28 protein-coding genes are annotated in these 25,254 nt (G+C 46.6%); 10 read left to right on the forward strand and 18 right to left on the reverse strand.

Annotation, left to right across the window (positions count from 1 at the left end; all coding sequences use genetic code 11):
- Positions 1–45: 45 nt before the first annotated feature.
- The 3 genes from ACQCVH_RS20395 to ACQCVH_RS20405 form a co-directional block, all read right to left on the reverse strand.
- Positions 46–873: an HAD family hydrolase gene (locus tag ACQCVH_RS20395; RefSeq protein WP_426837414.1), complete on the reverse strand. Its 828-nt coding sequence runs from the start codon at positions 871–873 to the stop codon at positions 46–48.
- A gap of 72 nt (positions 874–945) precedes the next feature.
- Positions 946–2,256: an ABC transporter substrate-binding protein gene (locus ACQCVH_RS20400; protein WP_426837415.1), complete on the reverse strand. Its 1,311-nt coding sequence runs from the start codon at positions 2,254–2,256 to the stop codon at positions 946–948.
- A gap of 271 nt (positions 2,257–2,527) precedes the next feature.
- Positions 2,528–3,157, reverse strand: a complete 630-nt coding sequence (locus ACQCVH_RS20405; RefSeq protein WP_426837417.1) for a glycerol-3-phosphate responsive antiterminator — start codon at positions 3,155–3,157, stop codon at positions 2,528–2,530.
- Between the two features lie 197 nt (positions 3,158–3,354).
- Between ACQCVH_RS20405 and ACQCVH_RS20410 the strand changes: the two genes are divergently transcribed.
- Both ACQCVH_RS20410 and ACQCVH_RS20415 read left to right on the forward strand, forming a co-directional pair.
- Positions 3,355–4,197, forward strand: a complete 843-nt coding sequence (locus tag ACQCVH_RS20410) for a metallophosphoesterase family protein (protein WP_426837418.1) — start codon at positions 3,355–3,357, stop codon at positions 4,195–4,197.
- A gap of 438 nt (positions 4,198–4,635) precedes the next feature.
- A complete protein-coding gene (locus ACQCVH_RS20415; RefSeq protein ID WP_426837419.1) occupies positions 4,636–7,665 on the forward strand; it encodes an efflux RND transporter permease subunit in 3,030 nt (1,009 codons plus the stop codon).
- Between the two features lie 46 nt (positions 7,666–7,711).
- On the opposite strand, the gene ACQCVH_RS20420 is transcribed toward ACQCVH_RS20415, so the two are convergent.
- Complete coding sequence (locus ACQCVH_RS20420) at positions 7,712–8,125, reverse strand: Lrp/AsnC family transcriptional regulator (protein WP_426837421.1); 414 nt, start codon at positions 8,123–8,125, stop codon at positions 7,712–7,714.
- Between the two features lie 118 nt (positions 8,126–8,243).
- Here ACQCVH_RS20420 and ACQCVH_RS20425 point away from each other — a divergent pair, with 118 nt between their 5' ends.
- Positions 8,244–9,005, forward strand: coding sequence for an MBL fold metallo-hydrolase (locus ACQCVH_RS20425; protein ID WP_426837422.1), 762 nt, complete (start codon positions 8,244–8,246; stop codon positions 9,003–9,005).
- A 37-nt stretch (positions 9,006–9,042) separates the two neighbouring features.
- On the opposite strand, the gene ACQCVH_RS20430 is transcribed toward ACQCVH_RS20425, so the two are convergent.
- The 4 genes from ACQCVH_RS20430 to ACQCVH_RS20445 all read right to left on the reverse strand — a co-directional run bounded on the left by ACQCVH_RS20430 (position 9,043) and on the right by ACQCVH_RS20445 (position 12,157).
- Positions 9,043–10,272: an MFS transporter gene (locus ACQCVH_RS20430; RefSeq protein WP_426837423.1), complete on the reverse strand. Its 1,230-nt coding sequence runs from the start codon at positions 10,270–10,272 to the stop codon at positions 9,043–9,045.
- A 667-nt stretch (positions 10,273–10,939) separates the two neighbouring features.
- Entirely contained in the window at positions 10,940–11,716 is a 777-nt protein-coding gene (locus ACQCVH_RS20435) for a TerC family protein (RefSeq protein WP_426837424.1), read from the reverse strand.
- 24 nt (positions 11,717–11,740) lie between these two features.
- A complete protein-coding gene (locus ACQCVH_RS20440; RefSeq protein ID WP_426837425.1) occupies positions 11,741–12,016 on the reverse strand; it encodes a YkvA family protein in 276 nt (91 codons plus the stop codon).
- Between the two features lie 15 nt (positions 12,017–12,031).
- Positions 12,032–12,157, reverse strand: a complete 126-nt coding sequence (locus ACQCVH_RS20445; protein ID WP_426837426.1) for an FbpB family small basic protein — start codon at positions 12,155–12,157, stop codon at positions 12,032–12,034.
- A 313-nt stretch (positions 12,158–12,470) separates the two neighbouring features.
- Here ACQCVH_RS20445 and ACQCVH_RS20450 point away from each other — a divergent pair, with 313 nt between their 5' ends.
- The 4 genes from ACQCVH_RS20450 to ACQCVH_RS20465 all read left to right on the forward strand — a co-directional run bounded on the left by ACQCVH_RS20450 (position 12,471) and on the right by ACQCVH_RS20465 (position 15,316).
- Positions 12,471–12,872, forward strand: a complete 402-nt coding sequence (locus ACQCVH_RS20450) for a VOC family protein (protein ID WP_426837427.1) — start codon at positions 12,471–12,473, stop codon at positions 12,870–12,872.
- 90 nt (positions 12,873–12,962) lie between these two features.
- Entirely contained in the window at positions 12,963–13,127 is a 165-nt protein-coding gene (locus ACQCVH_RS20455; RefSeq protein ID WP_426837428.1) for a hypothetical protein, read from the forward strand.
- A gap of 180 nt (positions 13,128–13,307) precedes the next feature.
- Positions 13,308–13,484: an SE1832 family protein gene (locus tag ACQCVH_RS20460; protein ID WP_426837429.1), complete on the forward strand. Its 177-nt coding sequence runs from the start codon at positions 13,308–13,310 to the stop codon at positions 13,482–13,484.
- Between the two features lie 821 nt (positions 13,485–14,305).
- Positions 14,306–15,316, forward strand: coding sequence for a hypothetical protein (locus tag ACQCVH_RS20465; protein ID WP_426837430.1), 1,011 nt, complete (start codon positions 14,306–14,308; stop codon positions 15,314–15,316).
- Positions 15,317–15,352: 36 nt separating this feature from the next.
- Here ACQCVH_RS20465 and ACQCVH_RS20470 read toward each other — a convergent pair whose 3' ends face one another.
- From ACQCVH_RS20470 to ACQCVH_RS20485, 4 genes are all read right to left on the reverse strand, one after another.
- Positions 15,353–16,240 (reverse strand): GNAT family N-acetyltransferase, encoded by an 888-nt coding sequence (locus tag ACQCVH_RS20470; protein WP_426837431.1) that lies wholly within the window; start codon positions 16,238–16,240, stop codon positions 15,353–15,355.
- Between the two features lie 350 nt (positions 16,241–16,590).
- Positions 16,591–17,919, reverse strand: a complete 1,329-nt coding sequence (locus ACQCVH_RS20475) for a sensor histidine kinase (protein WP_426837432.1) — start codon at positions 17,917–17,919, stop codon at positions 16,591–16,593.
- A 154-nt stretch (positions 17,920–18,073) separates the two neighbouring features.
- Positions 18,074–18,430 carry an ArsR/SmtB family transcription factor gene (locus tag ACQCVH_RS20480; protein WP_426837433.1) on the reverse strand — a complete coding sequence of 119 codons (357 nt, stop codon included), beginning with the start codon at positions 18,428–18,430 and terminating at the stop codon, positions 18,074–18,076.
- The gene (locus ACQCVH_RS20485) at positions 18,430–18,846 is read right to left on the reverse strand and encodes an SRPBCC family protein (RefSeq protein ID WP_426837434.1); all 417 of its coding nucleotides are present in this window, start codon (positions 18,844–18,846) and stop codon (positions 18,430–18,432) included. Before ACQCVH_RS20485 ends, ACQCVH_RS20480 begins: the two co-directional genes overlap by 1 nt.
- Positions 18,847–19,023: 177 nt before the next feature.
- On the opposite strand from ACQCVH_RS20485, the gene ACQCVH_RS20490 reads away from it, so the two are divergent.
- From ACQCVH_RS20490 to ACQCVH_RS20500, 3 genes are all read left to right on the forward strand, one after another.
- On the forward strand, positions 19,024–20,439 hold the full coding sequence (locus ACQCVH_RS20490) for a Na+/H+ antiporter NhaC family protein (RefSeq protein WP_426837435.1): 1,416 nt from the start codon (positions 19,024–19,026) through the stop codon (positions 20,437–20,439).
- A 73-nt stretch (positions 20,440–20,512) separates the two neighbouring features.
- Entirely contained in the window at positions 20,513–20,857 is a 345-nt protein-coding gene (locus ACQCVH_RS20495; protein ID WP_426837436.1) for an ASCH domain-containing protein, read from the forward strand.
- 6 nt (positions 20,858–20,863) lie between these two features.
- On the forward strand, positions 20,864–21,304 hold the full coding sequence (locus ACQCVH_RS20500; RefSeq protein ID WP_426837437.1) for a hypothetical protein: 441 nt from the start codon (positions 20,864–20,866) through the stop codon (positions 21,302–21,304).
- Between the two features lie 49 nt (positions 21,305–21,353).
- Here ACQCVH_RS20500 and ACQCVH_RS20505 read toward each other — a convergent pair whose 3' ends face one another.
- The 6 genes from ACQCVH_RS20505 to ACQCVH_RS20530 form a co-directional block, all read right to left on the reverse strand.
- Positions 21,354–21,728 carry a YbaN family protein gene (locus ACQCVH_RS20505; RefSeq protein WP_426837540.1) on the reverse strand — a complete coding sequence of 125 codons (375 nt, stop codon included), beginning with the start codon at positions 21,726–21,728 and terminating at the stop codon, positions 21,354–21,356.
- Positions 21,729–21,849: 121 nt separating this feature from the next.
- A complete protein-coding gene (locus ACQCVH_RS20510; protein WP_426837438.1) occupies positions 21,850–22,596 on the reverse strand; it encodes an amino acid ABC transporter ATP-binding protein in 747 nt (248 codons plus the stop codon).
- A 13-nt stretch (positions 22,597–22,609) separates the two neighbouring features.
- The gene (locus ACQCVH_RS20515) at positions 22,610–23,290 is read right to left on the reverse strand and encodes an amino acid ABC transporter permease (RefSeq protein ID WP_094769075.1); all 681 of its coding nucleotides are present in this window, start codon (positions 23,288–23,290) and stop codon (positions 22,610–22,612) included.
- 14 nt (positions 23,291–23,304) lie between these two features.
- Positions 23,305–24,108, reverse strand: coding sequence for an amino acid ABC transporter substrate-binding protein (locus ACQCVH_RS20520; protein WP_426837439.1), 804 nt, complete (start codon positions 24,106–24,108; stop codon positions 23,305–23,307).
- Positions 24,109–24,315: 207 nt separating this feature from the next.
- Positions 24,316–24,675, reverse strand: a complete 360-nt coding sequence (locus ACQCVH_RS20525) for a hypothetical protein (RefSeq protein ID WP_426837440.1) — start codon at positions 24,673–24,675, stop codon at positions 24,316–24,318.
- Positions 24,675–25,220: an NAD(P)H-dependent oxidoreductase gene (locus ACQCVH_RS20530; protein ID WP_426837441.1), complete on the reverse strand. Its 546-nt coding sequence runs from the start codon at positions 25,218–25,220 to the stop codon at positions 24,675–24,677. Before ACQCVH_RS20530 ends, ACQCVH_RS20525 begins: the two co-directional genes overlap by 1 nt.
- Positions 25,221–25,254: the final 34 nt, after the last annotated feature.

Genomic DNA, 25,254 nt, shown 5'->3' on the forward strand with positions numbered 1-25,254 from the left:
TTCATCTCCTGTTTTCGAGTATTGGATTTTCTCCAGACAAGGATCCTAGAGAGCTCCTGAAGGAACGGCCTCCAAAAGCCTTAAGAATCCGGCCAGCTCTTCGATTGTTTTTACTGAGTGATCCCACTCTTCTGAGCCGGCATGCTCATACCGGGAAATCAGGCAGGTCCTGCCCCCAAGCTGTTTCACCGGGTAAAGGTCATTAAAGGGATTATCCCCGACCGATAAGATTTCATGGGGCTGGTAGCCTTCATCCCCCAGCTTTTTCATGATGCCCCTGATGCCTTCAGGCTTCTGTGCATCCACTATGTATGTATCAAACAGATTTTCCAGCCCAAGGAAGCTGACAAACTCTTCAGCAGAAGGAGATGGCGTGTTGGTCATAAAGATTTTGCACTCAGCATCCATCTTGCCTACCGCTTTAATCAAGCCGGGGAATACCTCGATCTGATGGGGTCCGGCAAGCATTTCCTTCCTGACCGCTTCGAACGCTTTCAGCTGTTCTTCTGCATGGACTCCATGCCTTTTTGCAAGAATGGCTGCAATCCCCCATGGATCGCCTATGTAGAAAAGTCCGTCCATCTCTTCCTGGTTCAGTACCGCTTCCTTCCCATCCCATCCGAAGCAGCCTGTCGGGATAAGCCCTTCATGGCTGTATGCCCTTTTTCCATCATGACAGGACAAGTAGCCGAACTTTACCGGGTGCCTTCCCTCCAGTATCATATAAGCCTCATCGATAGCTGCCTGAAGCTCCTGTCCCTGCAGCCGGCTGCCAAGCATATGGCTGACATATCTCCCTAAAAAGGTATAATCCTGATATAATGTGCCGTCCAAGTCGAAAATAGCCACTTTAATGTCTTTGTGCCAAGTCATTCTGCATTCCCCTTTCTTTATGAATGCCAGGGAAAGGAGTGTACCCCTCCCCCGGCAGCCTGATGTGATTATTTATTTCTTAAGCAATTGATTGGCTTTTTCCGCTGCCTCATCAAGGGCGTCCTTCGGAGCAAGGCCATCTTCAAGCATGACCCTGGAAATTTGATCTGTCAGGATTTTAGCCACTTCCGGATATGCTTCTGCCATCGGACGGGCATGACCATACTGCAATTGGTCGACAGCCACTTTGAATTGCGGCATCTTCTCATATAGTGACTTCATTTCTTCAGAATCTACAGCTGAAAGGCGGCTTGGCAGATAGCCAGTATATTCGCTGGCATAAATGGTCTGTTCTTTTGCCGTCATCCATTTGATGAATTCCCATGCAGCATTCTGTTTTTCTTCGTCCAGTCCTGCTGTCATGACAAGGTTGCATCCGCCAGTCGGCACTCCATTCACCTTATTGGCAGGCATGAAAGCAGTGTTCAGCTCAAAGCCCTGTTCTTCGGCAACGCTCAGGTTATAAGAAAGATCGGCTGTAGAAGAGAAAGCCATGGCTGAACGGCTGTTGGCAAAATCCTGCTTGGCTGCCTCTGCAGCTGCTTCGCCGCCAGGAACCTTGATGACGCCTTTGTCGGCCATCTTTTTCCAGAATTCAAGTGCTTCGACACCTGCTTCTCCATTGAACTCTGCTGTCTTTTCATCATCGGAGATCATTTGCCCTTCACCCTGTGCGACAAATGCTTCATACATCCAGATATTGACCGGCATGGTCATCCCGACCGTTTCCCCTTCTTTTGTCAGGGCAGTCAGATATTCTTCGAATTCCTTCCAATCCTTAGGTCCTGCCGGATCAAGGCCAGCTTCCTTCAGCATGGTCGTATTCATATACAGAATCGGTGTGCTCCGCAAATATGGAAGGCCGTAAAGCTTGTCATCCACATAGGAATTCCCCATCAGCCCCGGGTTGAAGTCATCCATATTGATATCATCTTTTTCAACGAATGGCGTGAGGTCCTGCGTCATGCCGGATTTAGCGAAAACGCCAATGGAAGCAATCTCATTCTGAGTGACTTCTGGAGCATTCTTGGCGGCAAAAGCAGCCTGTGTTTTGGAGTGAAGCTCATCATAAGTCCCCTGGTATTCTGCTTCTACATAAATCTTGTCCTGGGATTCATTGAACATCTTGACGAGATTTTCATTATTCTCGCCGATTTTATCTCCCCACGCATACCAGTATTTGATATGAATTCTGTCGTCACTGGCAGATGCTGTATGATCTCCGGAAGATTTCGTTTCTGTACCGGCAGAGTTATTGCCTGAGCATGCGGTTGCCATCAGCAGCATAAAAATCATTATGAAAAGACCAGATATTTTCTTCACTTCATATTCCCCCGTTTTCAATTGGATTGTGATCTAGCACTTACATCAGGTAGTTCAGCTTAAGCAAGATTGGAGCTGTAAAGCTTTCAAGAAAATGGTCAAAGGTACTGGACTGCCTCCTCACCTCCCAAAAAACTAAAGAGACCTCAAACAAACGGAATGATACTCCGTGTTTGAGGTCTCTCTGCATTGAACCTGTTTTCTATGTACTTGTCGATTATGATGTTACATCCCTTTTGCTAAGATAGTATTATGGAATTGTAAATCTTTATTAAACAGGCATTCTCGCATTTTTGCGCCCGGTCCTGCTTAAATCTTCCTTCCAGATTCCCGTATTGGAGGTCGTGACCGCCGCAGCCCCGCATGAGAGCGATTCTTCTGCATGCTCCCTTTCCGTCAGCAGCCCTCCTGTGATAACCGGAACCTCCAGCTTTGCCGAGAGGGATTTAATGACATGCGAAAGCCTCGATGGCATGATTTCAATCATATCAGGGCCATCAGGGCCGCCAAGCTCCAGGACATGATCATACACTTCCGAATCTATCATGAAAACACGCTGGATGACCATCAGGCGCCGCTTCTTAGCTTTTGCCGCCAGTCCCGGCTTTGTGGTCACAATGCCGAGCGGCTTTACATAATTGGCGATGAAATCCAGCCCTTCACTGTTCAGGCTCAGGCCACCGATCTTTTCTATATGGATAAAAACAGGCAACCCCTCCTTCCTGAAAAGATCTGTATAATTCTTAACAGACATAATATTGCCGGTCATCAGGAAAACAGCGCTGATTCTATCTTTATATTTGATCGCTTTTTCAATACCGCAAGACTCCTTGACCGCCGCAATCTTCCTGCATGCTTCCAGCCGTTCCAGAAATCCCGCTTTCTCTGCCAATGCTGCCACCCATAACACTCCTATTCTGAAAATAGATTTGCTGTCCGTGATCCTGTCCTTTCCCCTATTACAGTATCATAATCATCTATGGAAAAAATGAACCGGCAGGCTCTTTAACCTGATTTTTACATTTCCCGTCATTTTTCTTAATATTCGGCCCTTACTGTTCTAAGTGAAAGGCAATACATACGAAGGGAGAATAAAAGATGAAAATTGCAATGATTGGAGACCTGCATTACCCGGCAATCAACGAAGAGGTTTTGGGGCTCAAGGAAGCGCGTACTGCTTTCTATGAAACGTTTATGAATTACTTTCTGGATATCGAGGCTGATTTTCATGTTTCTATCGGTGACCTCACCAATTTCGGCCTTCAAAACGAGCTTGAGGAAATCTACAGCATCATCAGGCAAAAGGACCGGACCTTCTACCATGCGCTCGGCAATCATGATGTATATGCGATGACAAAGAAAGAAGTGCTCGCCATCACCGGCCAGAAACAATATCATTCTTTCGAAAATGAAAAAGCTGTTTTCGCCTTCCTTGATACGGCAAGGGAAATGAACTATGAAGACTGGGGCGGCTGGATGGATGAAGAGCAGCTGCACTGGTTCGAGGAAGTAGTGGCAGCTTCCGGCTCCAAGCCGCTTCTAGTGTTTGCCCATCATCCTGTCTATAACACAACAACCCGATCAGACGGCGAAAAAGGCTCCATCCACCGGGATATTGACATGTGGAAAGTACTGAGACAAAAGAAAGGGCAAGGTGTTTATTTTAACGGACATACACATGTTGACTCCATTGTGCAGCAAAACAACTGGACCTTTGTACAAAAATCAGCATGCCTTGACCAGCAGGCAGTCCGTGTCATTGAAATCGGCCAAGAAGAGATCTCCGTTTCCGCCATTGATCTGGATGATGATTTCCTGGTCGAAAAAGCAGGATTCATTGCCGGAAACATCCCCCACTTCGGGCCAACCCCTGCAGCAAGAGGCACACAGGAACAGCGTGAGTGCCGCATTCCCCTCAATGCAGCTGCCTATCAGCTGTAAAATCACTGGAAGATGGACATGGCTGTGTGCTGTGTCTATTTTTTTTGCCGGCGGGACGCTGTGTTGTTAGTTTGCGGCGGTTTGGGGAGGCGGGTTACGCATGTGCTCTGCAAGTTTTTCACCTGCATTCTGGAAGGTCGCAAATATATCCCCACAGCCGCAAATAAAGTCTTAAACATCAAGTCCAGCAGCAGGCGCCATCCCCTCAAGCCTGCAAACGTCCCGCTCTAATCTAGGTCCCAAGGCTTAGTGAAAATATGTCTGAGGCTCAATCCGTTTTTGGCTGATTGTGTTTATGATTGAAACCAGAAGAAATGGGATTTACTCCTTCAATAAGAAAATTTTACTATTTTATGTTTTTTTTTCTATATTCAATCTGTATGATTGATCCTTGGGAGCAAAAATCCATATTTTCATTTCATTAAAAGGAGAATCTGTATGAAACTGATCAAATTTATCGTTGAAAGAAAGATCCTGGTTGGACTGGTTGCGGTCCTGGTTCTGCTTACCGGGAGCTATGCGGTTCTTGAGCTTGATAAGGAGCTAATGCCTGCCATGAAAGTGGATGGCGGCTATGCAGAGATCAATGCGGGAGAAATGCCTGCTATAGAAATGGAGCGATCGATTACCACTCCGCTTGAGCAGCAATTAAAAGGGCTCGACGGGGTTGAAGATGTGACCTCCACTACAATTGCCGGAAGAAGCTCCATCCAAATGGCCTTTGAACAGGGCCGTGGTGACGAGATATTTAAAGAAGTCGAATCTGTCATAAATTCCTCCACTGCAGGGATACCTGCTGTAAAGGAAGTAGAAATGGGGCAATACGGCGCAAGTCAAAGCTATGAATTTTTCCTGGATCTGTCGGAAGGCAATCTTGAGGACATAACCAGATTCGCGAAGGAAACATTAGAGCCAAGGCTTGAAGCCCTGCCTGAGGTACGGGACGTATCACTTTCCGGCCTGGAGGAGGATGAAGTAAACATTCTCTTAAACCGGGAAGAAATGCTGAAAAAAGGACTGGATGCTGCCGGGGTGATGGCCGCCATCCAGCAGGTGAACAGCGAAGCGACACTCGGACAGCTCGAGCTTGAAAAGGACTCCCCATCTGTACGCTGGAATACAAAGCCGGGTTCAGAAAATGACATAAGGAATATCGAAATTGCTTCCCCTGCAGGCTTTATCAAGCTTAGTGACATTGCTGATATTACAGTGGCCCCGCAGGAAAGCTCCTCTTTTGTCTGGAAAAATGGCACAAAGAACCTTGTGTTTGTTCAGATTGGCCGAGTTGCTGATGCAACACAGATCGAAATGGCTGATGCTGTCCGCGGGGAAATCGATAAAATCCGTGAAGAAGGGCTGATCAAGGGGTTTGAGCTGAATGAGATGGTTGCACAGGCTGACTATGTACAAGAGTCCATTGACGGCGTCGCGTCCAACATCCTCATTGGGGGCATTATTGCTGTAGTGATTCTCCTGTTATTCCTGAGGAATTTAAGGGCTACTCTAATTGTCGGAATCTCAATCCCGACATCCGTTCTCCTGACTTTCGCCTCGATGTGGATGTTCGGATACAGCCTCAATATGCTGACACTCATCGGCCTGGGATTGGGAATCGGAATGATGGTTGACTCCTCTATCGTCATTCTTGAATCCATCTACCGCAAAAAAGAGCAGGGGCTGGCCCGTCTTGAGGCAGTATTGGAAGGAACGAAAGAAGTATCGGCCGCCGTTATCGCAAGTATGCTCACAACCATCGTGGTATTTTTGCCGATCGGGCTGCTTGGCGGAGAAATGGGCGAATTTATGATCATGCTGTCCGCCGTTGTTGCGATCACACTGATCAGTTCTGTACTGGTTTCATTCACAATCATCCCTTCCCTGTCAGAGAAGTTCTTAAAGATTTCCAGCAAAAAGACAGCACGCAAAGAAGGTCGGCTGCTCCGTTTTTACAGCAGGGTGATTAACTGGACTGTAAAGAAAAAGCGCCACAGCCTCGCTGTGATTGCAGCCTTTTTCCTTATGTTTGCAGGCTCGCTGCTGCTTGTACCGAAAATTCCGATGACGATCATGCCGGATGTGTTCAACCGCTATTCCGAGCTGATGGTTGATTTGGAGACCGGAGTATCGATTAAGGAAAAAGAAGCGGTTGCCGCGGAACTGAATGAAAGCTTGAGCAAAATCACTGATGTAGAATCCAATTATGTCATGGACAACGGCGGTATGATGTATACCATCATCAATATGACCAAAGGGGATGATGTTACAAAACCCCAGAAAGAGGTCAACGAGGCCATCATGAAGGCGCTGCGCAAGCTTGAGGATACCCAGCCAATTGAAAGCGTCCAAAGTGCGATGTCAGGCGGCGGCGGCTATCCTGTGCAAGTTAGCTTGAAGGGCGAAAGCTTTGAAGAACTGGAAACTGTCTCTGATTCTTTTATGAAGGAACTGGGGAAAATAGATGGAATCGTCGGCATTACCTCTTCCATAAAACGCACATCACCTGAAGAGATCGTAGAATTAAAGGAAGACGAAATTGAAAAAGCCGGACTGTCCGGACTGCAGGTCAAGCAATTCATTGAACAGTCCTTTATGGAAATGCCGCTTGGCGAGGTTTCACTCAATGAAGAATCTGTTCCCCTCTCTTTAGGATGGAGCGAAAAGACATCAACTAAAGAGGCGCTCATGAAGCTCTCCATCCCTGCTGCCGGCGGAGAAAAGAAGCTGTCAGAACTGATCAGCCTGAAGAAAGTTGAAGCACCGAATGAAATTTCACATACAGATGGGGAAAGATATATATCGATTTCGGCTGATATCGAAGACAGGGATCTTGGCAGCATCAATCGTGATGTACAGAAGCTGATTGAGGAATTTGATGCACCGGCAGGCTACACTTTATCTGCAGCCGGAGACCTGGAGCAGCAGCAGGAACTGATCAAGGATATGGTCTTCATCCTTGCCATCAGCATCTTCCTTGTGTACCTTGTTATGGCGGTCCAATTCAACCACCTGATTCAGCCAATCATCGTCATGTCTGTCATCCCGATGACAATTGTCGGAGTCATTCTCGGGCTCTTCCTGACCCAGCGCGAGCTGAGCGTCATGTCGGCAATGGGAATTGTCATGCTGATAGGCATTGTGCTGAATAACGCCATCCTCCTTCTCGACCGGACCAACCAGCTCCGAAAGGAAGGCCATTCTATTACCGATGCACTCAGCCAGGCAGGCAAAGACAGGATCCGCCCAATCTTTATGACGACCCTGACAACAGCAGGCGGAATGCTCCCGCTCGCCCTTGCTTCCGGCACATCCGGAAACTATCAGGCGCCAATGGCAACAGTCCTCATCTCCGGGCTGATGTTCGCTACCTTTATAACGCTTCTGCTGATCCCGGCTGTGTACCGCTTGTTCAGCCGCTCTCCTAAGAAGACGGAGAAGCAGGCGGAGCCTGTGATAGAGAATGCAAGCTGATGAAAGAGGCCCCGCTTTTGGCGGGGCTTTTTCTTTTTTGCTTTTTCTATAATTTGCTGATTACGATAGATAGTTTATAGCTCACTGCATTGCTGAGACTCGTCAAAAATTCATCCAATCTTTCATTAGATGGGAATCTGCATTCAAGCAGATAGCAGCTTTCCCCACTCACCTTATAGTTATGGATGATGTACTGTTCTTGTTTCTTAACGAAAGATAAATACGGCTGATGATTGGCTGTTTTGGTATAAACATGAATGATGGCATGAACCGGATAGCCCATCTTTGCCTGATTGACTTTTATCGTATATCCCTCAATAATTCCTGAATCCTCCAGCTTCGCAACTCTGGCTGAGGCAGCCTGACCGGTCAAGTGGACTTTTTCGCCCAGCTCCTTCATCTTGATTCTGCTGTTTTTTGAAAGCTCTTCTATGATATGTCTATCCGTACCATCTAACATCCCAACAAATCCTTTCATTAATCAAGTGAAAGTGCATAAAGACTTGATTTAATCTATGTAAAGCCAAAAGGGTCTTATTATAAACTATACTTACATTTAAGAAAAGGAGCAGTGCAATATGATTATACAACAAATCCGAAATGCAACTTTGGTTATCCAATATGCGGGGAAGAAGTTTTTAATCGACCCATTTTTAGCAGAGAAAGGCGCTTATCCCCCGTTCCCGAATTCAATCAGGCAGGAACAGGGCAATCCTTTAGCCAGGCTGCCAATTTCCATTGAAGAAATTATTGATCAGACAGATGCTGTCATTGTAACCCATCTTCACCTTGATCACTATGACGATGCAGCCAAAAAGGCACTTCCAAAGGATATTAAAATGTTCGTGCAAAATGAGGAAGATGCCAGTTCAGTCAGAAGTGACGGTTTTCGAAATGTAGAAGTCCTTAAAGAAGATACAGTATTCGAAGACATCCACCTGATAAAAACGAAAGGTGAGCATGGCAGGGGAGAAATTCTGAAGCTTGCTGGTCTGGTGTGCGGTGCAGTCTTTAAACATCCTTCCGAAAAAACACTCTATATAGCCGGAGATACTGTCTGGAATGCAGATGTTCAGGAGGAAATTGATGCACATCTTCCAGAAATCATTGTTGTAAATGCGGGAGATAATCAGTTCCTTGAGGGCGGCTCTCTTGTCATGGGCAAGGATGATGTATATGAAGTATGCAAGGCTGCCCCTAACGCTAAAATCATTGCAAGCCATATGGAAGCAGTCAATCATTGGACATTATCCAGGGACGAACTCAAGAAGTTTATAAAGGACAATGGAATCTCTTCTAATGTGCTGGTGCCTGACGACGGTGAATCTTACTCGTTTTAGTGAAAAAACAGACAGGGCCATTTCCCTGCCTGTTTTTTCACATTGCCTCTGCCCTTTCTTCCTCTGAAAAATACTGCTTCATCCCAGGCTTCAAAGCCAGCCAGATCACATAAAGGGAAAGCAGCAGGTTTGCCCCGGCAAGGACGATCGTTGAATAGCGCAGAGGAATGATATCGCCGATGATTCCGATGCCGAGCAGGAAAATGATTTGGGCAATGCTTTGGAAGACGCTCAGCACACTTGTCATCCTCCCCATGATGGAGATGGGGATATTGTTCTGGTAAAACGTCTGAAAGCCCGCGCTCATAAAAGCATTAAAAAAGCCAAGGAGCAGAAAACCGGCAGTGACCATCGCGAATGAATAGGATAAAGCATAGATCATATATCCTGCTGAGACCATGAGCATTCCGATGGCCATGAGCTGCTTGATGCCTAACAGTCTGGATATCACGGTGATAAACAGAGCGCCAAGTGCAAAGCCGATTCCAGTGATGCTGACCAGGAAGCTGTAGTCAGCCTCGGACAGCCCGACTGTATCCTGGATGAACACAACCTCCTGTGAATCCAGGGCAAGTGAAAACAGGCCGAACGCAAGAAAGCTGACATAGACGGCGAAAACAAAGGATTCTTTCTTGCTGAAGGTGATCACTTCACGCCAGTCTTCTTTTAGATGCTCGAACGCGTTCCTCTTTTCAGACAAAGGTGCGTCCTTGTCTGCATCAGGAAGAAACATGATGATGAGGCTCGAAACAAGAAACGAGATGCTGTTCAAGTAGATGGCCATGTCAATGGTTCCGATGAGGAACAGCGCACCTGCAATGGAAGGACCGACAATGAAGGCCCCGGATGAGACAAGGCTGCTGATTCCGTTGAACCGCTTGCGGCTCCCGGCGGGTACCAGCATGGCTATATATGTAGTGGATGCTGGAGCAAAAAAGGCTTTTGCAAGACTGATGACAAACAAGCACACATAAATCAGCTCCACACTGCCGAGCATCGGGATAACCGCGACTCCGGCAGCCCGGATAATGTCCGTAACGATCATCAGCTTCTTTTTATTGCTCCGGTCAACCAGACCCCCGCTCCAGGAATTCATCAGCACCGCTGTAACCGGCCCGATGATCCATAAGCCTGCGACCGCTGCAGCCGAGCCGGTCATCTCGAAAACAAGCAGATTGATAGCAATCAGATAAATGAAATCCCCCAGCCTGGAAATGCCGATGCCGGTCAGGAGAAGCGAAGCAAGCTTCCAATTGAATTGATTCATTGATTTACCTCTTTTTTTGAATAGTCGATCAATTCATTATAACATGCAAGGTACTTCTCCTGATGGGAATATGTTACAGATTGCCAAACTGTATAAAAAGAGGAAGGCAGCGCCTTCCTCTTTTGCTGGAACTACTATTTTAAGCTTTCGTTGAAATAGCGGTTCTAGCTGCTAGCACCACTATTCCCAGTTTCACAGAAATAGTAGTTCTACCTTCTCTCGCTGGAACCGCTATTTTCCGTTTTCGCAGAAATAGTGGTTCTACCTTCTCTCGTAGGAACCACTATTTTCCGTTTTAACAGAAATAGTGGTTCTACCTTCTCTCGCTGGGACCACTATTTTTGTTTTTCATAGAAATAGTGGTTCTACCTTCTCTCGCTGGGACCACTATTTTTGTTTTTCATAGAAATAGTGGCTCTACCTTCCACTGCTGGAACCACTATTTTCGATTTTCATATAAATAGCGGTTCTACCTCCTCATGCTGGAACCGCTATTTTCGATTTCCATATAAATAGCGGTTCTACCTCCTCATGCTGGAACCGCTATTTTCGATTTCCATATAAATAGCGGTTCTACCTCCTCATGCTGGAACCGCTATTTCCCTTTTCACCAGAAATAGCGGTCTAACCTCCAGCACCTGGAACCAGGGCTCATAGCAAACTCCACTTATCCTTCAGATACAGCCCCTTCCTTCGGCTTCGAAAAGAACCAGCCGCCAACTGCAATTAATATAAGCACAATATAGAACGTGATTTTCCATTCAGCAGATTTTGCAAAGCCTTCTGCCAGTACCCCAAGCGCCGGATGCGAAAGTGTGTAAACAGACAGCTTCACACCTACCCAGCCGACAATCAGGAATGCTGCAACTTCGAGGCCCGGTCTTGAATGCAGCAGCCCGACAAACAGATTGGCTGCAAAGCGCATGATGATCAGACCGATGAAACCTCCGGCAAAGATGACAAGGAATTTACCGCCGTCAAGCCCCCCGATATTCGGAAGCCCTGAATCAGGAAGCGCTATCGCCAAGGCAACAGCAGCCAGGATTGAATCGACAGCAAAGGCGATATCAGCCAGCTCTACCTTAAGAACAGTTACCCAAAAGCCTGATTTCTTCTTTTCTTTTCCCTCTTCTTCCTCCTTCGCGCCGAATTTTCTGGCAGCAAGCTTGCGGACTATATGGTTGATACAGATGAATAACAGGTAAAGCGCGCCAATCGCTTGAACCTGCCAAACGTCGACCAGGAATGAGATGACGAATAACGAGCCAAACCTGAAGATGAAAGCCCCGGCCAGACCGTAGAATAATGCCTTCTTCCGCTCCTCCTCGGGAAGATGCTTGACCATGATGGCCAGTACGAGCGCATTGTCAGCTGCTAAGAGCCCTTCGATGGCTATCAGGAGCAGCAGCACCCAGCCATATTCCATTAATAATGCAAAATCCATTTTTTGTGCCTCCTATTAATCTGATTATTTTTCTATTCCATGCTTTAATTTCAGTGACTCCGGCGCCACCTTGATCATCCGCTCTATGACAAATCCAGCCACTGCCAAATCATCGACGATTCCAAGGACGGCAAGATAGTCGGGAATAAGATCGAAAGGGAAAAAGGCATACGTCAAAACGAGCAGGATGCCAAGCGCCTTCTTGTGGGCCTCGACCTCCTTCGATAAAAAGAAATCCTTCAGAAAGGGTATCACCCTCCAGAATTTAAACAGAAACTTGATCCTGCGAAAAAATTTCATGCTGCTTCACACCCCTTATTGCGATTTTGCATACCTATCATCCAGCCGTTTTTCAATTTTTTCAATCTCTCTCTTGTCCTTTAGAAGCTCTTCCTTGTTCTTCCTGATAAGTTCTTCAAACTGGAACTTTTTCTTTTTCATATTCTGCAGCTCCTTCTCAAATTTTTAACAGAAAAAAAGCCTTTGCCGCATCCGGCAAAGGCTTAATAAACAAATAAAAACCTTTACCCGAATCAGGTAAAGGTCTTGCTAACAACGTCATGGTTGCCAACAAAGCCGGGAGAAAACTCCGAAATGACGACTTTGCTGTAAAAGCTACTCCCCTTTAGGAGACTATTTAACTGTTACACCTATCATAATATAAACCTTCTGGGCTGTCAAACTTTCTTCTGCAGGAAGGAAATGGCATATACTGTGTCAAATTAATATACAAACTATTCCAAGGAGGATAACCATGCAAAAATTCATATCTCATATTGCCACGATTGAAATTCCTGTCTCTGATCTTGAAAGGTCTATAGCATTCTACAGAGAGATATTTGGCGTCTCGGTTCACTTTCACGGAGAAAAAGCTGCGATGCTTACATTTGAAGCCAAAGGGGTTCCGACCATTTTTCTTGTAGAAACCGGAAGCGAATCCAGTCTGTCTTTCCATAATACATATACAGGGGTCGACCACACCATCATTGATTTTTATACAGAATCCCTTGAAGAGTTCAGAGAGTGGCTTCAGGGAAAAAATGTAGAGGTGGGTCCGCTTAATGTTCATCCTGAAAACGGGATGGGCGGTTTTGGCTTTAAAGACCCTGACGGCAACAATTTGAGCGCTTGCAATGTCCTTCATCCCGGACAATAGGCAGGCAAGGGGGCACTGCCCCTTTTCCTGATTTGTCCACACCTTATTCCCCCGAAGCGCATTATATGTATCCGTAAAGGATGTGAAATCATGAACATTGCGTCAATCGGGGAGCATTGTGTTGTAAGGATCAACCGGCAATTTTTCCTGCTGCTGGAAATCGATTTTTCTTTTGAGGCGATGAACAGGAAAGAAACCATTTTTATTAAATTGTCCGAACAAGAAGCCAGCGCACTGACAGAAGCTTCTCTATAAAAAGCCAGGTGGTGCCGCGCTTGAAGGCAGGCGCCAATGGCTTGCTTTGCAATCAGAAAGTATATTCTGACGCCTGCATTCAAAATGCGCTATTTTGCGGAAATACATAAACGCATATCAGTTGCCCTTCCCTTCTGTAAACGTTATATTTCGAATAGACAGAAGAAGAGAGGGATCAGGATGAAAAAAGCAGAAATAGAATACAAAATAAAAGATCTTAAGCTAGATTACGTACGGCTCCAAAACGATCTGGAGAAAATGGAATCTGTCGGCGGAAACCTGTCTCCACTTGAAAAGCAAATCCAGGCGATCGAGGCAGAGCTGAAAAGTCTGTATAAAGAATTGGAAACCGAGTGATGTGAGTATTGGGTAAGATAATCGGGCCTGTCTTATTTTAGACAGGCCCTGTATATTGATGAGTGCGATTTAATGCGTGACTGGCCGGCTTGAGTCCGGACCTTCTATCTAAAATGGAGCATGCTATGCGTGAGTCATCGAGGTGCGGTCAAGTCATGTACCGATTAGGAATTATTCTATGCATGACCCGTCCTTTTTCAGGCCAGTCACGTATCGAATAAGAGCTTTTCTATACACGACCTGCACTCTTCCAGCCCAGTCTTGTACCGATTAAGAGCCATTCTATGCATGACCCGTCCTCTTCCAGCCCAGTCATGTACGGATTAAGAGCCATTCTATGCATGACCCGTCCTCTTCCAGCCCAGTCATGTACCGATTAAGAGCCATTCTATGCACGACCCCACCTCTTCCAGCCCAGTCATGTATCGAATAAGAGCCATTCTATGCATGACCCGTCCTCTTCCAGCCCAGTCATGTACCGATTAAGAGCCATTCTGTGCACGCCCCCACCTCTTCCAGCCCAGTCATGTATCAAATAAGAGCCATTCTATTCACGCCCTGCCCTCTTCCAGCCTATTCATGTACCGAATAGAGCTTATCTATGCATGACTCGTCGATTTGATGCCAGAGGATGCCTAAATATCTTATCTCTGCACGACTCACCCCAACAAGCGAGTATTTATATGACTTTAGTAACAAAACCCACATTCCATAATAGGAAAACCGGTTTATTTTTCCAATATTTAGATATTATTATTTACAGTACCTCCATCCTCCCGTTTACAATAGGGATTGTTATCTTATAATCGGAGGAACATATTATGAAAATCGATTCTCTTATTCTAGCCATTCTGGTTGTACTGCTGGCTGCCTGCGGGAACAATCAGGATGAGGAGGCGGGCAAAAAGGAGCCTGCACAGGAAGAGGCAGCCCAAAAGGAAAGTAAGGATTCGGCTGGTGATGAAGACAGTGAAAAAGAGGCTGTTGAAACCACGGTGCTTAAAGCTCGTGATGATGCAGGCGATTATGATGTGAAGCTTGAAGGCGAGATCCATCGGAAGGACCAAAAAATCACAGTCACAGGTACCACCAATCTTCTTCCCGGATCAAAGCTTTTCCTTTATACCGATCCTCTTGACGGCGCCATTATCGGAAGCGCCGGCACCACCCTTGTTGAAGAGGATGGCAGTTTTACACTTGAAGATACCATCCCGGATGGCTATAAATATCCGGTGATTTATACAAGGATTGTTTTCAGCCCTTCTGCCAGCAGCGATGAGGTCAACGAGCATTATTCTGTTGATGGCAGCAAGCTCGAAGGGGCATTTATTAGGCTTGTTGAGGAAGGCGGGGGGCAGCAGAGGCAAATAGTCGCTGTGAATGAAATTGATCTGTCCCAGCCGGAAAGCACGGTCATGATTGAAGCACCCGAATGGTCAAAGCCTGATGATTACGGTGCTGTTCAAATCCGGATGGAAACAGAAGTGACCGAAGATGAAGATTTCATTTACATTGATGGCAAAAGCAATATCCTTGAAGGAGCATCTGTTACAGGGGGCGTCAGTGCCGAAGGCTATATCATCACTGGCTTCAATGACCGGGCCGATGTCATGCCTGACGGATCCTTCCGCCTGGTCATCACCAACCCGATGACCAAAATCAAGGATCTGAATTCCTATCAGGTAAAAATCATGTTCGACCCAACTGACAGCAACGGCTTATCGTATATCCAGGAAACCTACGGCGAAAAAGGCGAAAAGCTGCAGGGCGGCCTGATCAAAGACGAAAATGGGACCAAGATGGCGGTCTATACTTTCAAGGCAGGAAAATAATCAGCAGGCCTCCTGAATAATTCAGGAGGCCCTTCTTTATGCCTGGACAGTCAGCGGGTGCTTAAAATCTGCCGGCAGTCTGCTATGTTCGCCATTATATTTTACAAATAAAACATGGCTGTCTTGATACTTCACCTTATCCAATACATTGATTTCTCGGGAAGGGGTGAAATAAAGAGCTGCCCTCCCTGCATTCCCTGTGGCGATTCTTCCGGCAATTCCGGCCGGATCCCAATCTGGTTCAGAGGAAATGACATCATACATATGCACGACATCATCTTCCTGCCTGGCGAGTACAATGGCCCCATCTTCCGGGAGGCAATAGATGTCATCATGGAACACATTCAGGCAGTAAAACATGAGCAGCTCTCTTGTGTTGACGGCATCAAACCTGCCTGGATAGCTTCTCCTGCCTGCCATCTCATAAATGAAGGCCAGATCCTCCGGATTTCTGCCATCCAATTTGCGGATCTCCCTTTGCTGGCTGCCGGCGTTTGCTTTTATAAAATATTGCGTTTCCTCTACAGGATTAAAACCAAATTTCGGATAAAAATCGAGCACAGTTGAATTGGCAAAAAGATAAATGAAGTCCGCTTCTTTAAAATCTTCCAGGATGCGTTCCATCAATTGCCTTGCCAGCCCGTGATTGCGGTAATCCCTGTGCGTCATGACAGTGCCCACCTGGACAGCCTTCCAATCCTTCCCCTCTCCTGAAAACTGGATCAGATTTGCCGATGCATTGGCCACCACTTTTTCCCCATCGGCAAAAGAATAAGGTATGTATTTACCTGACCAGTATCCCAGATCAAACCAATCTTCAAATTGTATGCCGAAAGTCTCTTTCGCCAGTTCATTAAAGCTCCTGCGCAGTACTCCGTTTTTTTCATAGCCTGAGACAAACGTCAGCTTCTCCAGTACAGCCATACTTTTTCCTCCCATCACTGGCTTCCTGCTTTTATAGTAAGGCGGAGAATGTTCCGCGTCCAATCTTTTTCAAAAAAATCATCAAATTAAGTTTACCGGAAAACACACCGGGAACGAGTGGAATATCTAATCATTACACAGGGAGGCGGAAGAGATGAGCCTGCTTTTTTACAAAGCAATGGAAGCGTTCAAAAAAGATGCTGAACGTGAAGAGCAAATGAAGCGCCAAGCGGCTAGTCAATATCCGAGAAAGCAAAAATAAGAACCTTTTCCCTTTCCTGTCCATCCTTTCGAGGGTGGATTTTCTGTATAAGAAAAAGGATAAAATCCATTGGGATTTTATCCTTTTTTTATTTTGCCGGGCTCTTTCCAGCAGCTGAAGGGATGACCACTTTAGCTGCAGTAATCGAATCATGTGAATCTAAGGTAACCTGGCCGCCATAGCGGCTGGTGATCTGTTTTACGATGAAGAGCCCCTGGCCTCTTGTTTTCCCTTTTTCAGGTTTTTTCGTTGAAAATCCGCTTTCGAAAATCTTTTCTTTATCCCATGCATTTATGCGGGGGCCTGTGTTTGTCACGGTAAACATATATTGGCCTTCACCTGCCGTGCAGGATACTGACAGCTTCCTTTCTTCCTCGGGAAGCTCAACGGAAGCTTCTATAGCATTATCAATCAAATTAGAGAGGATCTTAATCAGGTCTGTTGTTTTAATGAGATTGAAAGAATCCTTAGAAACCGTAAATCTGGCTTCAATGCCGTAATTTTGTGCCAGCAGCCTTTTCGTTTCAAGCAGTACCCCGAGCCCGGGATTGACTGTATCAAGCTTGATGGATTCGATGGAATGCACTTCCTTGGAAAGGGCTGTCAGATAGGCAAGCGCCTGATCATAGCTCTCAATCTTCAGCAGGCCGTGAACCACCTGGATATGGTTCGAATAATCATGCCTCAAAGACCTCACTGAGGAAAGAAGCGAGTCAAACTCCGCCTGGTACGTATATTCCGTCTCTCCGACTTCCTTTTTAAGCTCACGCTGGTACCAGCGCTGGATAAAGATGAATGACACAAGGAGAAACATCACAAAGACGCCGTTGAAGACCAGATTGGATAAACTGCCTTTCAACACCTTGCCGCTGATGCTTCCGATCATTTCTGCACTGATGTCGATGGCCAGAAAACCAATGGTTGCACCTTCTGAATTTTTGATTGGCGCCCCTGCGGTCAAATACTCTCCATATTCAGGATCACGGATGATGCCGGTTGTAAAAGACTTTCCGCTGTAGGCCTGCTTCACCTGCTCCTCAGGAACTGTACAAATCCCGCCGATCGGAAACTCTTCGGCACCTGGCGGCAGCCCTACTATCACTGCCCTTGAAACCTCTGGATTATCAATAAGGAGGGTATAGACATGAAGCGAGCCTGTCTTCCTCCTGACATCCTCCAGATACCTTTTGATAGCTTCATATTCCGGCCCTTTTTCCGGATTTTCCAGAAACTCCTCGTAAATGACCACGGGCATGGAATCGGCAATGGATTTGGCCGTTTCAAGCGTCTGGCTGGCGATGGACCTTACGGTTGAGCCTTTTATGCTTACATAAGATATATACATATTGAAGATAGTAAACAATAGCAGCAATACTGCTGATATTACAATGATGGCTTTGAGCTTGGCATTTTTCATCTGCTCTAACTTCCTCTTCTAAATTACACTTATAGTAAAAATAGCCTAAATTCAAGTTTACTATATTTTGAGGGCGAGCACATCATAAAATAGGTTGGGAAAATTTCAAAAGCAGGCCAGTCTGATTGGCCTGCTTCTATTCATTCTATTCATTCTATTCTTCCTTTTCATTGTGCCCTAAATAATTGCTTCCATCATTTTCAAAGAGATTCTTCAGCACCGATAAACGGTTATCCCAGAACCGGTCAAAATAAGCGAGCCATTCCTTCAGTTCAGCCAGGGATTCGGGCTGGAGGATATAAAGCTTCTCCCTCCCCGCCTTCCGCCCTTTGATCAGCTTCGCTTCTGAAAGGATATGAAGATGCTTGGCCACCGCAGTTCTGCTCATGGAAAAATGGCCGGCAATTTCTGATATAGGACGCTCTTTCTCCGCAACCAGCCTTAAGACTTCACGGCGCGTCGGATCGGCCACAGCCTGGAACACATCATACTTTTGCGCCGGAGCGGACATTATGCCTCCACAGCTTTCTTCAATTTTTCCACAATGCCGGACCAGCCGCCGTTCATGCGCTCCCTGACAATGCCGCTTGCCTCCCGCGCCTTTGGCAGTATTTCATCCGTGTCCTTCCATCCGGCATGGATAAGGGTGAACTCCGTTTTCCCGTCCTTCTCTTTTAACAGGAACGAAACAGCCCAGCCATCATTGTCCCAAAGAAAGGAAAGCCTGTATGGCGGATCAAGCTCGGTCACCTTGCATGGAGAAGGCCCAAAAGGGGACTGCAGATGAAATTCATAGCCCAGCTCAGGCTTAAAATCATTCGGCATGAACCATTCAGCAATGCCTTCAGAAGAGGACACCTTTTCCCAAACCTTTTCAATCGGCGCATCAATTGTGATCACCTTTACGATATCATCCAATTTTGTCATTGTAATTCTCCTTTAACAATAAATATAAAACCATTTGGTTATATTTTAAGAATATAACACCATTTGGTTATATGTCAACGGGAGTTCTTATTAGGAATGCCTGCCCAATATCAGAATAAGTTTTCCCAATTCCGGCAATCTAACACTATGACAAAGATTGAGACAGGGTGAATGATTGTGCAGACTGACTGGTTTTCTATTCTTCCATTTCTGATTGCGATACCCATTGCCATAAAAACCAAACAGGTCCTTCCCGGCCTTTTTGCCGGCCTTCTCGCCGGCTCCTTCCTTCTTCAGCCGACACTGGCAGGAGGCTTGGAGACGCTCATCAGCTTTCTTGTTAAAGGGCTCATAGATGAAAATAATATTAAGATCCTTCTTTTTCTTTATGCTTTCTCCGGTCTTGTCGGCATGATCAAGATTTCCGGGGGCATCAGGGGGTTTGTCGAGGAGGCGTCAGTCAGGATCCAGAACAAAAGGCAGGCACTGCTTCTTACCTACCTGTCCACGGTCGGGACCTTCTCCGCCCCGAGCTTCCGGTTCGTCACGATTGCGCCGATCATGCGGGCGCTTTTGAAAAAAGTAAAAATGTCGACACAGGAGCTTGGCTTTGTCATTGAGACCACAGCAACTCCCATCATTGTCCTGATTCCGATCGCGACGGCTTTTGTCGGCTATATGACGTCAATTGTGGATATTGCTGTAAGCAATGAGAACATTGATGCCGATCCTTATGACCTGTTCCTGAGAAGCATCCCTTTTAATTTCTTTTCATTTGTGATGATTTTTCTCGGCGTGTATTTAAGCTTCTTCCATCATTCAAAATCAACACAGGACAGCGACCCTGAAAAGATTGGAAAATCAGGAGATGATGAGGATGACTGGCACACTTGCGACCCGGCGGTTGGAAGGGATCTGCCGGAAAAGCCGTGGAATCTTTTAGTACCGCTTGCGCTTGTTGTTGTCCTGACTTTGATTTTCACATGGTGGGACGGCTATAAGAAGGCAGGGGGTTTTGCCGCCGCCTTCATTAAAGCGGATGTAATGGATGCCATGCTGATTGCCCTTGTATTTACTGTCTTGTTTACATTCTTGTTTTTCCGGTTCCAAAAGACGAAGACATCAGATCTTCTGAACAGCTTTGTAATCGGCGGGAATGACCTTATGTCTGTCATCGTCCTGCTTGCCGTGGTCTGGGGGCTGTCGTCCGTGACAGAAGAGCTGGGTTTTTCAGCGTTTGTCACCCGTTATTCGAGCTGGATTCCTCCATCCATCGTTGTGCCGCTTCTCTTTTTATTCGGAGCAGCCATCTCTTATTTCATCGGGTCGGCATGGGGGACCTGGGGCATCCTGATGCCGCTCGGGATTTCAATGGCCGCTGCTTCAGGCATCTATCTTCCGCTCGTCATCGGCGCTGTCTTTGCCAGCGGGACCTTTGGGGCATTCGCCTCCCCGCTGAGCGACGATACCAATACGATCGCCCGGATCCTGAATTTGTCTGTCATTGAATATGCACGATATAAGCTGAAGCCAGCTTTGATTGCTGCCGGGATTACCGCCGCGTTGTATGCAGGCACCGTATTTTTCTTCTGACAGCAGAATTGCCCTCACCGCACTGAGTAAATTGTGGTAAAGTAAAAGGGCACAAAACTGAAAGGGGAATAGTATGACACACCAAGAAAATGAATTGCCAGCTAAAACATGCAGCATTGAAAGACTGGTTACTGTACCGGCAGATATCGAAAAGGTATTAAAAGGAGAAAAGACGGCCACGAGAAGAAATGGCAGATATGCTGATATCGGGGAGATTATGGTGCTCAACGATAAAGAATTCGTCGTGACTTCCGTGTACAGCCAGACTCTCGGTGAGCTTACCGACGAACATGCCCGCCAGGAAGGATTCAGCTCTGTCGAGGATTATAAGCAGACAATCCTTTCGTATCATAAAGGGATGCCTTGGCTTCCGCATATGAAGGTCTGGGTCCACGAGTTCAAACCGGCTGAAGCGTAAAACTCAATGGATTTAATTTACCGGGCTGTTATATACATACATGTACTCAGTGTAATTATGTCAATCGGACCGTTCTTCATCCTTTTCCCGATCGTGAAGAAGCTGAAGACGGCCGCTGGTGCCGAGCTCGAAGCATATATGGATACTTTCCGGTCCGTTGTCAGGCTCTCTAAGCACTCCGGCCACGTTCTTGTAGGATCGGGCGTCATTTTGATTGCAGCCGGACCATGGACATGGGGCACCTCCTGGGTTGTCATGACCTTGATCATCCTGTTTCTCTCTCTCTTTTTCCTGGCGCGCGCCTTCACGCCGAAGCTGCGGAAATTCCGGGAAGAAGGGACCGATAAGGAAAAAGCAGCGGCTCAGCTTAACCGCACTGTCTGGATTTACATCATCCTTCTATCCGCCATGCTCTGGTTCATGGTCGTCAAGCCTGGTCTTTGGTAAGACGGTCAGCCTATTGAGGAGAAACAGGATAAAATGCTAAAACCTTGCCTTATTCCGGCAAGGTTTTTATTTTATAGAAGAAATAATAGTATTTATACAGAACAATGATTACCAGCATAATCCTGACTGCTGTGAGATCCGTCAAGAAGAATGCAATGATGATCATGGTGTCAGCAAACAGCAGGATCGTGAATTTTTGCTTCAGTGTCATCGACTTATTTTTCACAAAGCTTTCTAAGTGCTTTTTGTAGATCCCTGTCTGCTTGAACCAGACTTCAAACCTTTTGGATCCTTTCATAAAGCAGAATGAGGCCAGCAGAAGCAGCGGGGTGGTCGGAACGACGGGAAGGATGATGCCCAGGATGCCAAGGCCCAGGGCCAGGAAGCCGGCTGTGACGAATAAAATCTGTGTTAATTTCCTGATAACATCTGCCCCCTTCCCTTTCTGAGTTTAATCTATCACTTTTCATAGTAAAAAGATATATCTGATGTATTGATGCAAAACTCTATAAAGAAAGGCCCTGCATCTGCGCAGGGCCTCCACTTTATCGGGAAGTCACTTTGTTTAAAAACTGCTGTGTCCGCTTGTTTTGTGATTTTTCAAATACGTCCTCTGGTGTTCCTCTCTCAACGACAACACCGCCGTCCATGAAGATGACTTCATCGGCAGCATCGCGGGCAAAGCTCATTTCATGTGTCACGATAACCATCGTGATATCTTCTTTGGCAAGATCCTTCATTACCTTCAGCACTTCCCCGACCAGCTCCGGGTCAAGAGCTGATGTCGGTTCATCGAAGAGCAGCACCTGCGGATCCATTGCCATTGCCCGGGCAATGCCGACCCGCTGCTGCTGGCCGCCGGACAGCTGGTGGGGGTAATTATCGGCACGGTCCTTGAGCCCCACCTTTTCGAGGAGGCCCAGCGCCTTTTTCCGCGCTTCGTCTTTCGAGCGCTTCAGCACCACCATCTGGCCTTCCATTACATTTTCCATCGCAGTCAAATGCGGGAAGAGATTATAGTTCTGGAATACCATGCCGGTCTGTTTGCGGAATGCTACCATTTCCGCTGTTTTGATTTTTACAGAATCCCCGAACCGGAGCGCTTTGCTTCCAAGCTCGATCTTACCGGCATCAGGAGTTTCGAGCAGATTCATGCATCTGAGAAGTGTTGTCTTCCCGGATCCTGAAGGGCCGATGATAACGGCCGTTTTCCCGGTCGGAATGGACAGGTCGATTCCTTTCAGCACTTCCAGTTCTCCGAATTTCTTATACAGGTTTTCAATCTTTATCATTCAGGCACCTCCATTATTTGGCTACGCTTCTTCCAAAACGGTCTTCAAGCTTGTTCTGGAAATAAGACAGGACTGTGCTGAAAATCAGATAAATAAAAGCAACCTCGATGTACAGCCACAGCGGTTCATAGGTGGCTGCCGCAATCTGCTGCCCCTTTTGGAACATCTCGGTAACCGTGATGGTCGCTGCCAGGGAAGTATCTTTTACCAGGCTGATAAAAGAATTCCCGAGCGGAGGGAGTGAGACTCTGACTGCCTGGGGAACGATGATGCGCCTCATGGCCTGGCTCCTGGTCATCCCGACAGAGGAAGCCGCTTCCCATTGCCCCTTGGGGATGGAAAGGATTGCCGCCCGGATGATTTCAGAGCTGTATGCTCCCTTGTTCAAGGTAAATGCAATCACAGCGGCCGGGAACGGATCCAGTGTAATGCCTACGCTTGGAAGTCCAAAAAACAGGATGAAAATCTGGACCAGCAGCGGGGTTCCCCTGAAGATCCAAACATAAAACCTGGCCAGCGCGACAAGCGGCTTGATGCTGGATAATCGGGCAAGGGCCACAAAAAACGCAAGAATCAAGCCGAGGGCAAATGTAATCAGTGTGAGCGGGATTGTAAAATAGATCCCGGCTTTTAGAATAGGAAAAAAGGAATCAGCGAGGATTCCTATAATTCGTTCTGAGCGTTCATCAAACATCTATATCAGATCCTTTATTTCGATACGTCTGTGTTGAACCATTTTTTTGAGATTTCCAGGTACGTTCCGTCTTCCTTCATTTCTGCAAGAGCTCCGTTCACAGCCTCGACAAGTTCATCGCTGCCTTTGCGGAAAAGGAAGGCATTGCTTGTTGCATTCTCTTCTTCAAAAACTGTTTTAACAGGAAGCTCAGGACGCTGCTTCTTAAGGTCAAGATAAGAAAGGCTGTCATTGAGTGTCGCATCGATCCTGCCTGATGTAATCAGGTCAATAGATTGATTGAAGCCTTCCACCACTGTGTTTGTTGCGCCATGCTCCTCGGCAATTTTACGGTAGTTGCTGTCCAGTGACTGGCCGACTTTTTTGCCGTCCAAATCATCCAGCGTCTTAATTTCATCATTATCTTCATGAACGATAAGTACCGCTTTAGAAACGATATACGGATCAGACATATCATATTTCTCCAGGCGTTCCTCACGGATAGCCACTTCATTCGCAACCATGTCATAGCGTTTTGCATCAAGGCCGGCAATCATGCCATCCCATTTTGTTTCGACAAATTCAGGCTTGATATCAAGGCGCTTGAATACTTCTTCAGCAATTTCAATGTCAAAGCCAGTCAGCTTGCCTTCTTTATCATGATAAGTGAACGGGGCATATGTTCCTTCAGTCCCGATAGTGATTTCGCCTTTTTCCTTGATCTGGTCATACAGGCTTTGGTCTTTCGCTGTATCTTTGTCTCCATTGCCGCTGCTTCCGCATGCAGCAAGGGAAATCGCTAATGCAAATGTGAGTAAAATGAGTGCGTACTTTTTCATGTGTGCATCAATCTCCTAGTATTTTTATCGGTTTAATTCAAACAACGTTACTTAGATTAATTCACCGGTGCAGAAAAGTCAACATATATTGCTCGGTATTAAAAAGAATCCCCTAAATGCCTTTATTTCATGTGCAGATAAAAACTTTCAGCCGGCAATCCCTAAAATCAGCAAACCCGCATCTTTTATTCAGATGCGGGTTGAAATTTACTTTTCTTTTTTCCGGTTCAATGATTTTAAGGCACCGCGGAATGCCTGGTCATCCATTCTGCTGTCAGAGGCATCTTGCATTTTCTCTTTTTCCTTAAAAGATTTCAGGGCATGCCTGTATGCATGATCCTCCATCCGTTCTGCATCTTCCACCGCAGGCTTTATTGGCGTGCTGACTGCTTCCGCTGCATCCTGAACAGGTTCAGCACGATGTTCCTCAGGAGCCTGGAGCACTGTCTGGCTGACACTCTGTTCTTCCCCCTGCTGCGCATGTCTGCGGGAAGATTGTATATTGGCAGCAATCAGGATGGCAGCCACAATAACAGCAGCCAGCAGGCAAAATATAATGCCGGCCATTACTGGCCAGCTCCGTCTCTGCCTGCATCCAGACGCCTGGCCAGAAGGGAAACCCGTTCGCCGAGGGCTCTCCCAAGTTCCAGACCTTCACTTGATATCTTTTCGTCTGAATCAATCGGGCAGGTGATGCCGACTCCATAATATGAGCCGTATAGAGCATTTGCCGGAATATTCGCAGGCAGACCGGCAATGATCATCCCTTGATGAAGCATAGGGGTAATCAAGTTGAGCATCGTCGCTTCAAGCCCCCCGTGTGTGGTTGCCGTTGTACAGAAAACCGCGCCGATTTTATTGACCAGCTTTCCTTCTGCCCATAAATAGCCAAGCTTATCGATCCATGCTTTCAAACCAGAGCTGATGGTTCCAAAATGGCCAGGGCATCCCCAAATGATGGCATCCATCTCCGGGAGCTTATACACATCAGCCTGGCTGACATGATCAGCCAATACCTCTGCTCCCTCTATTTTCCGGGCTCCTTCAGCAATGGACCTGGCCAGCGCTTCCGTATGCATGCCTTCGCTATCGTATACCACATATATCTTCAATTGCCTTTCCTCCCTCCATTTTTCCTTCGGCCGC

Source organism: Bacillus infantis (genome assembly GCF_050107595.1).
Taxonomy (GTDB): Bacteria; Bacillota; Bacilli; order Bacillales; family Cytobacillaceae; genus Bacillus_AB; species Bacillus_AB infantis_C.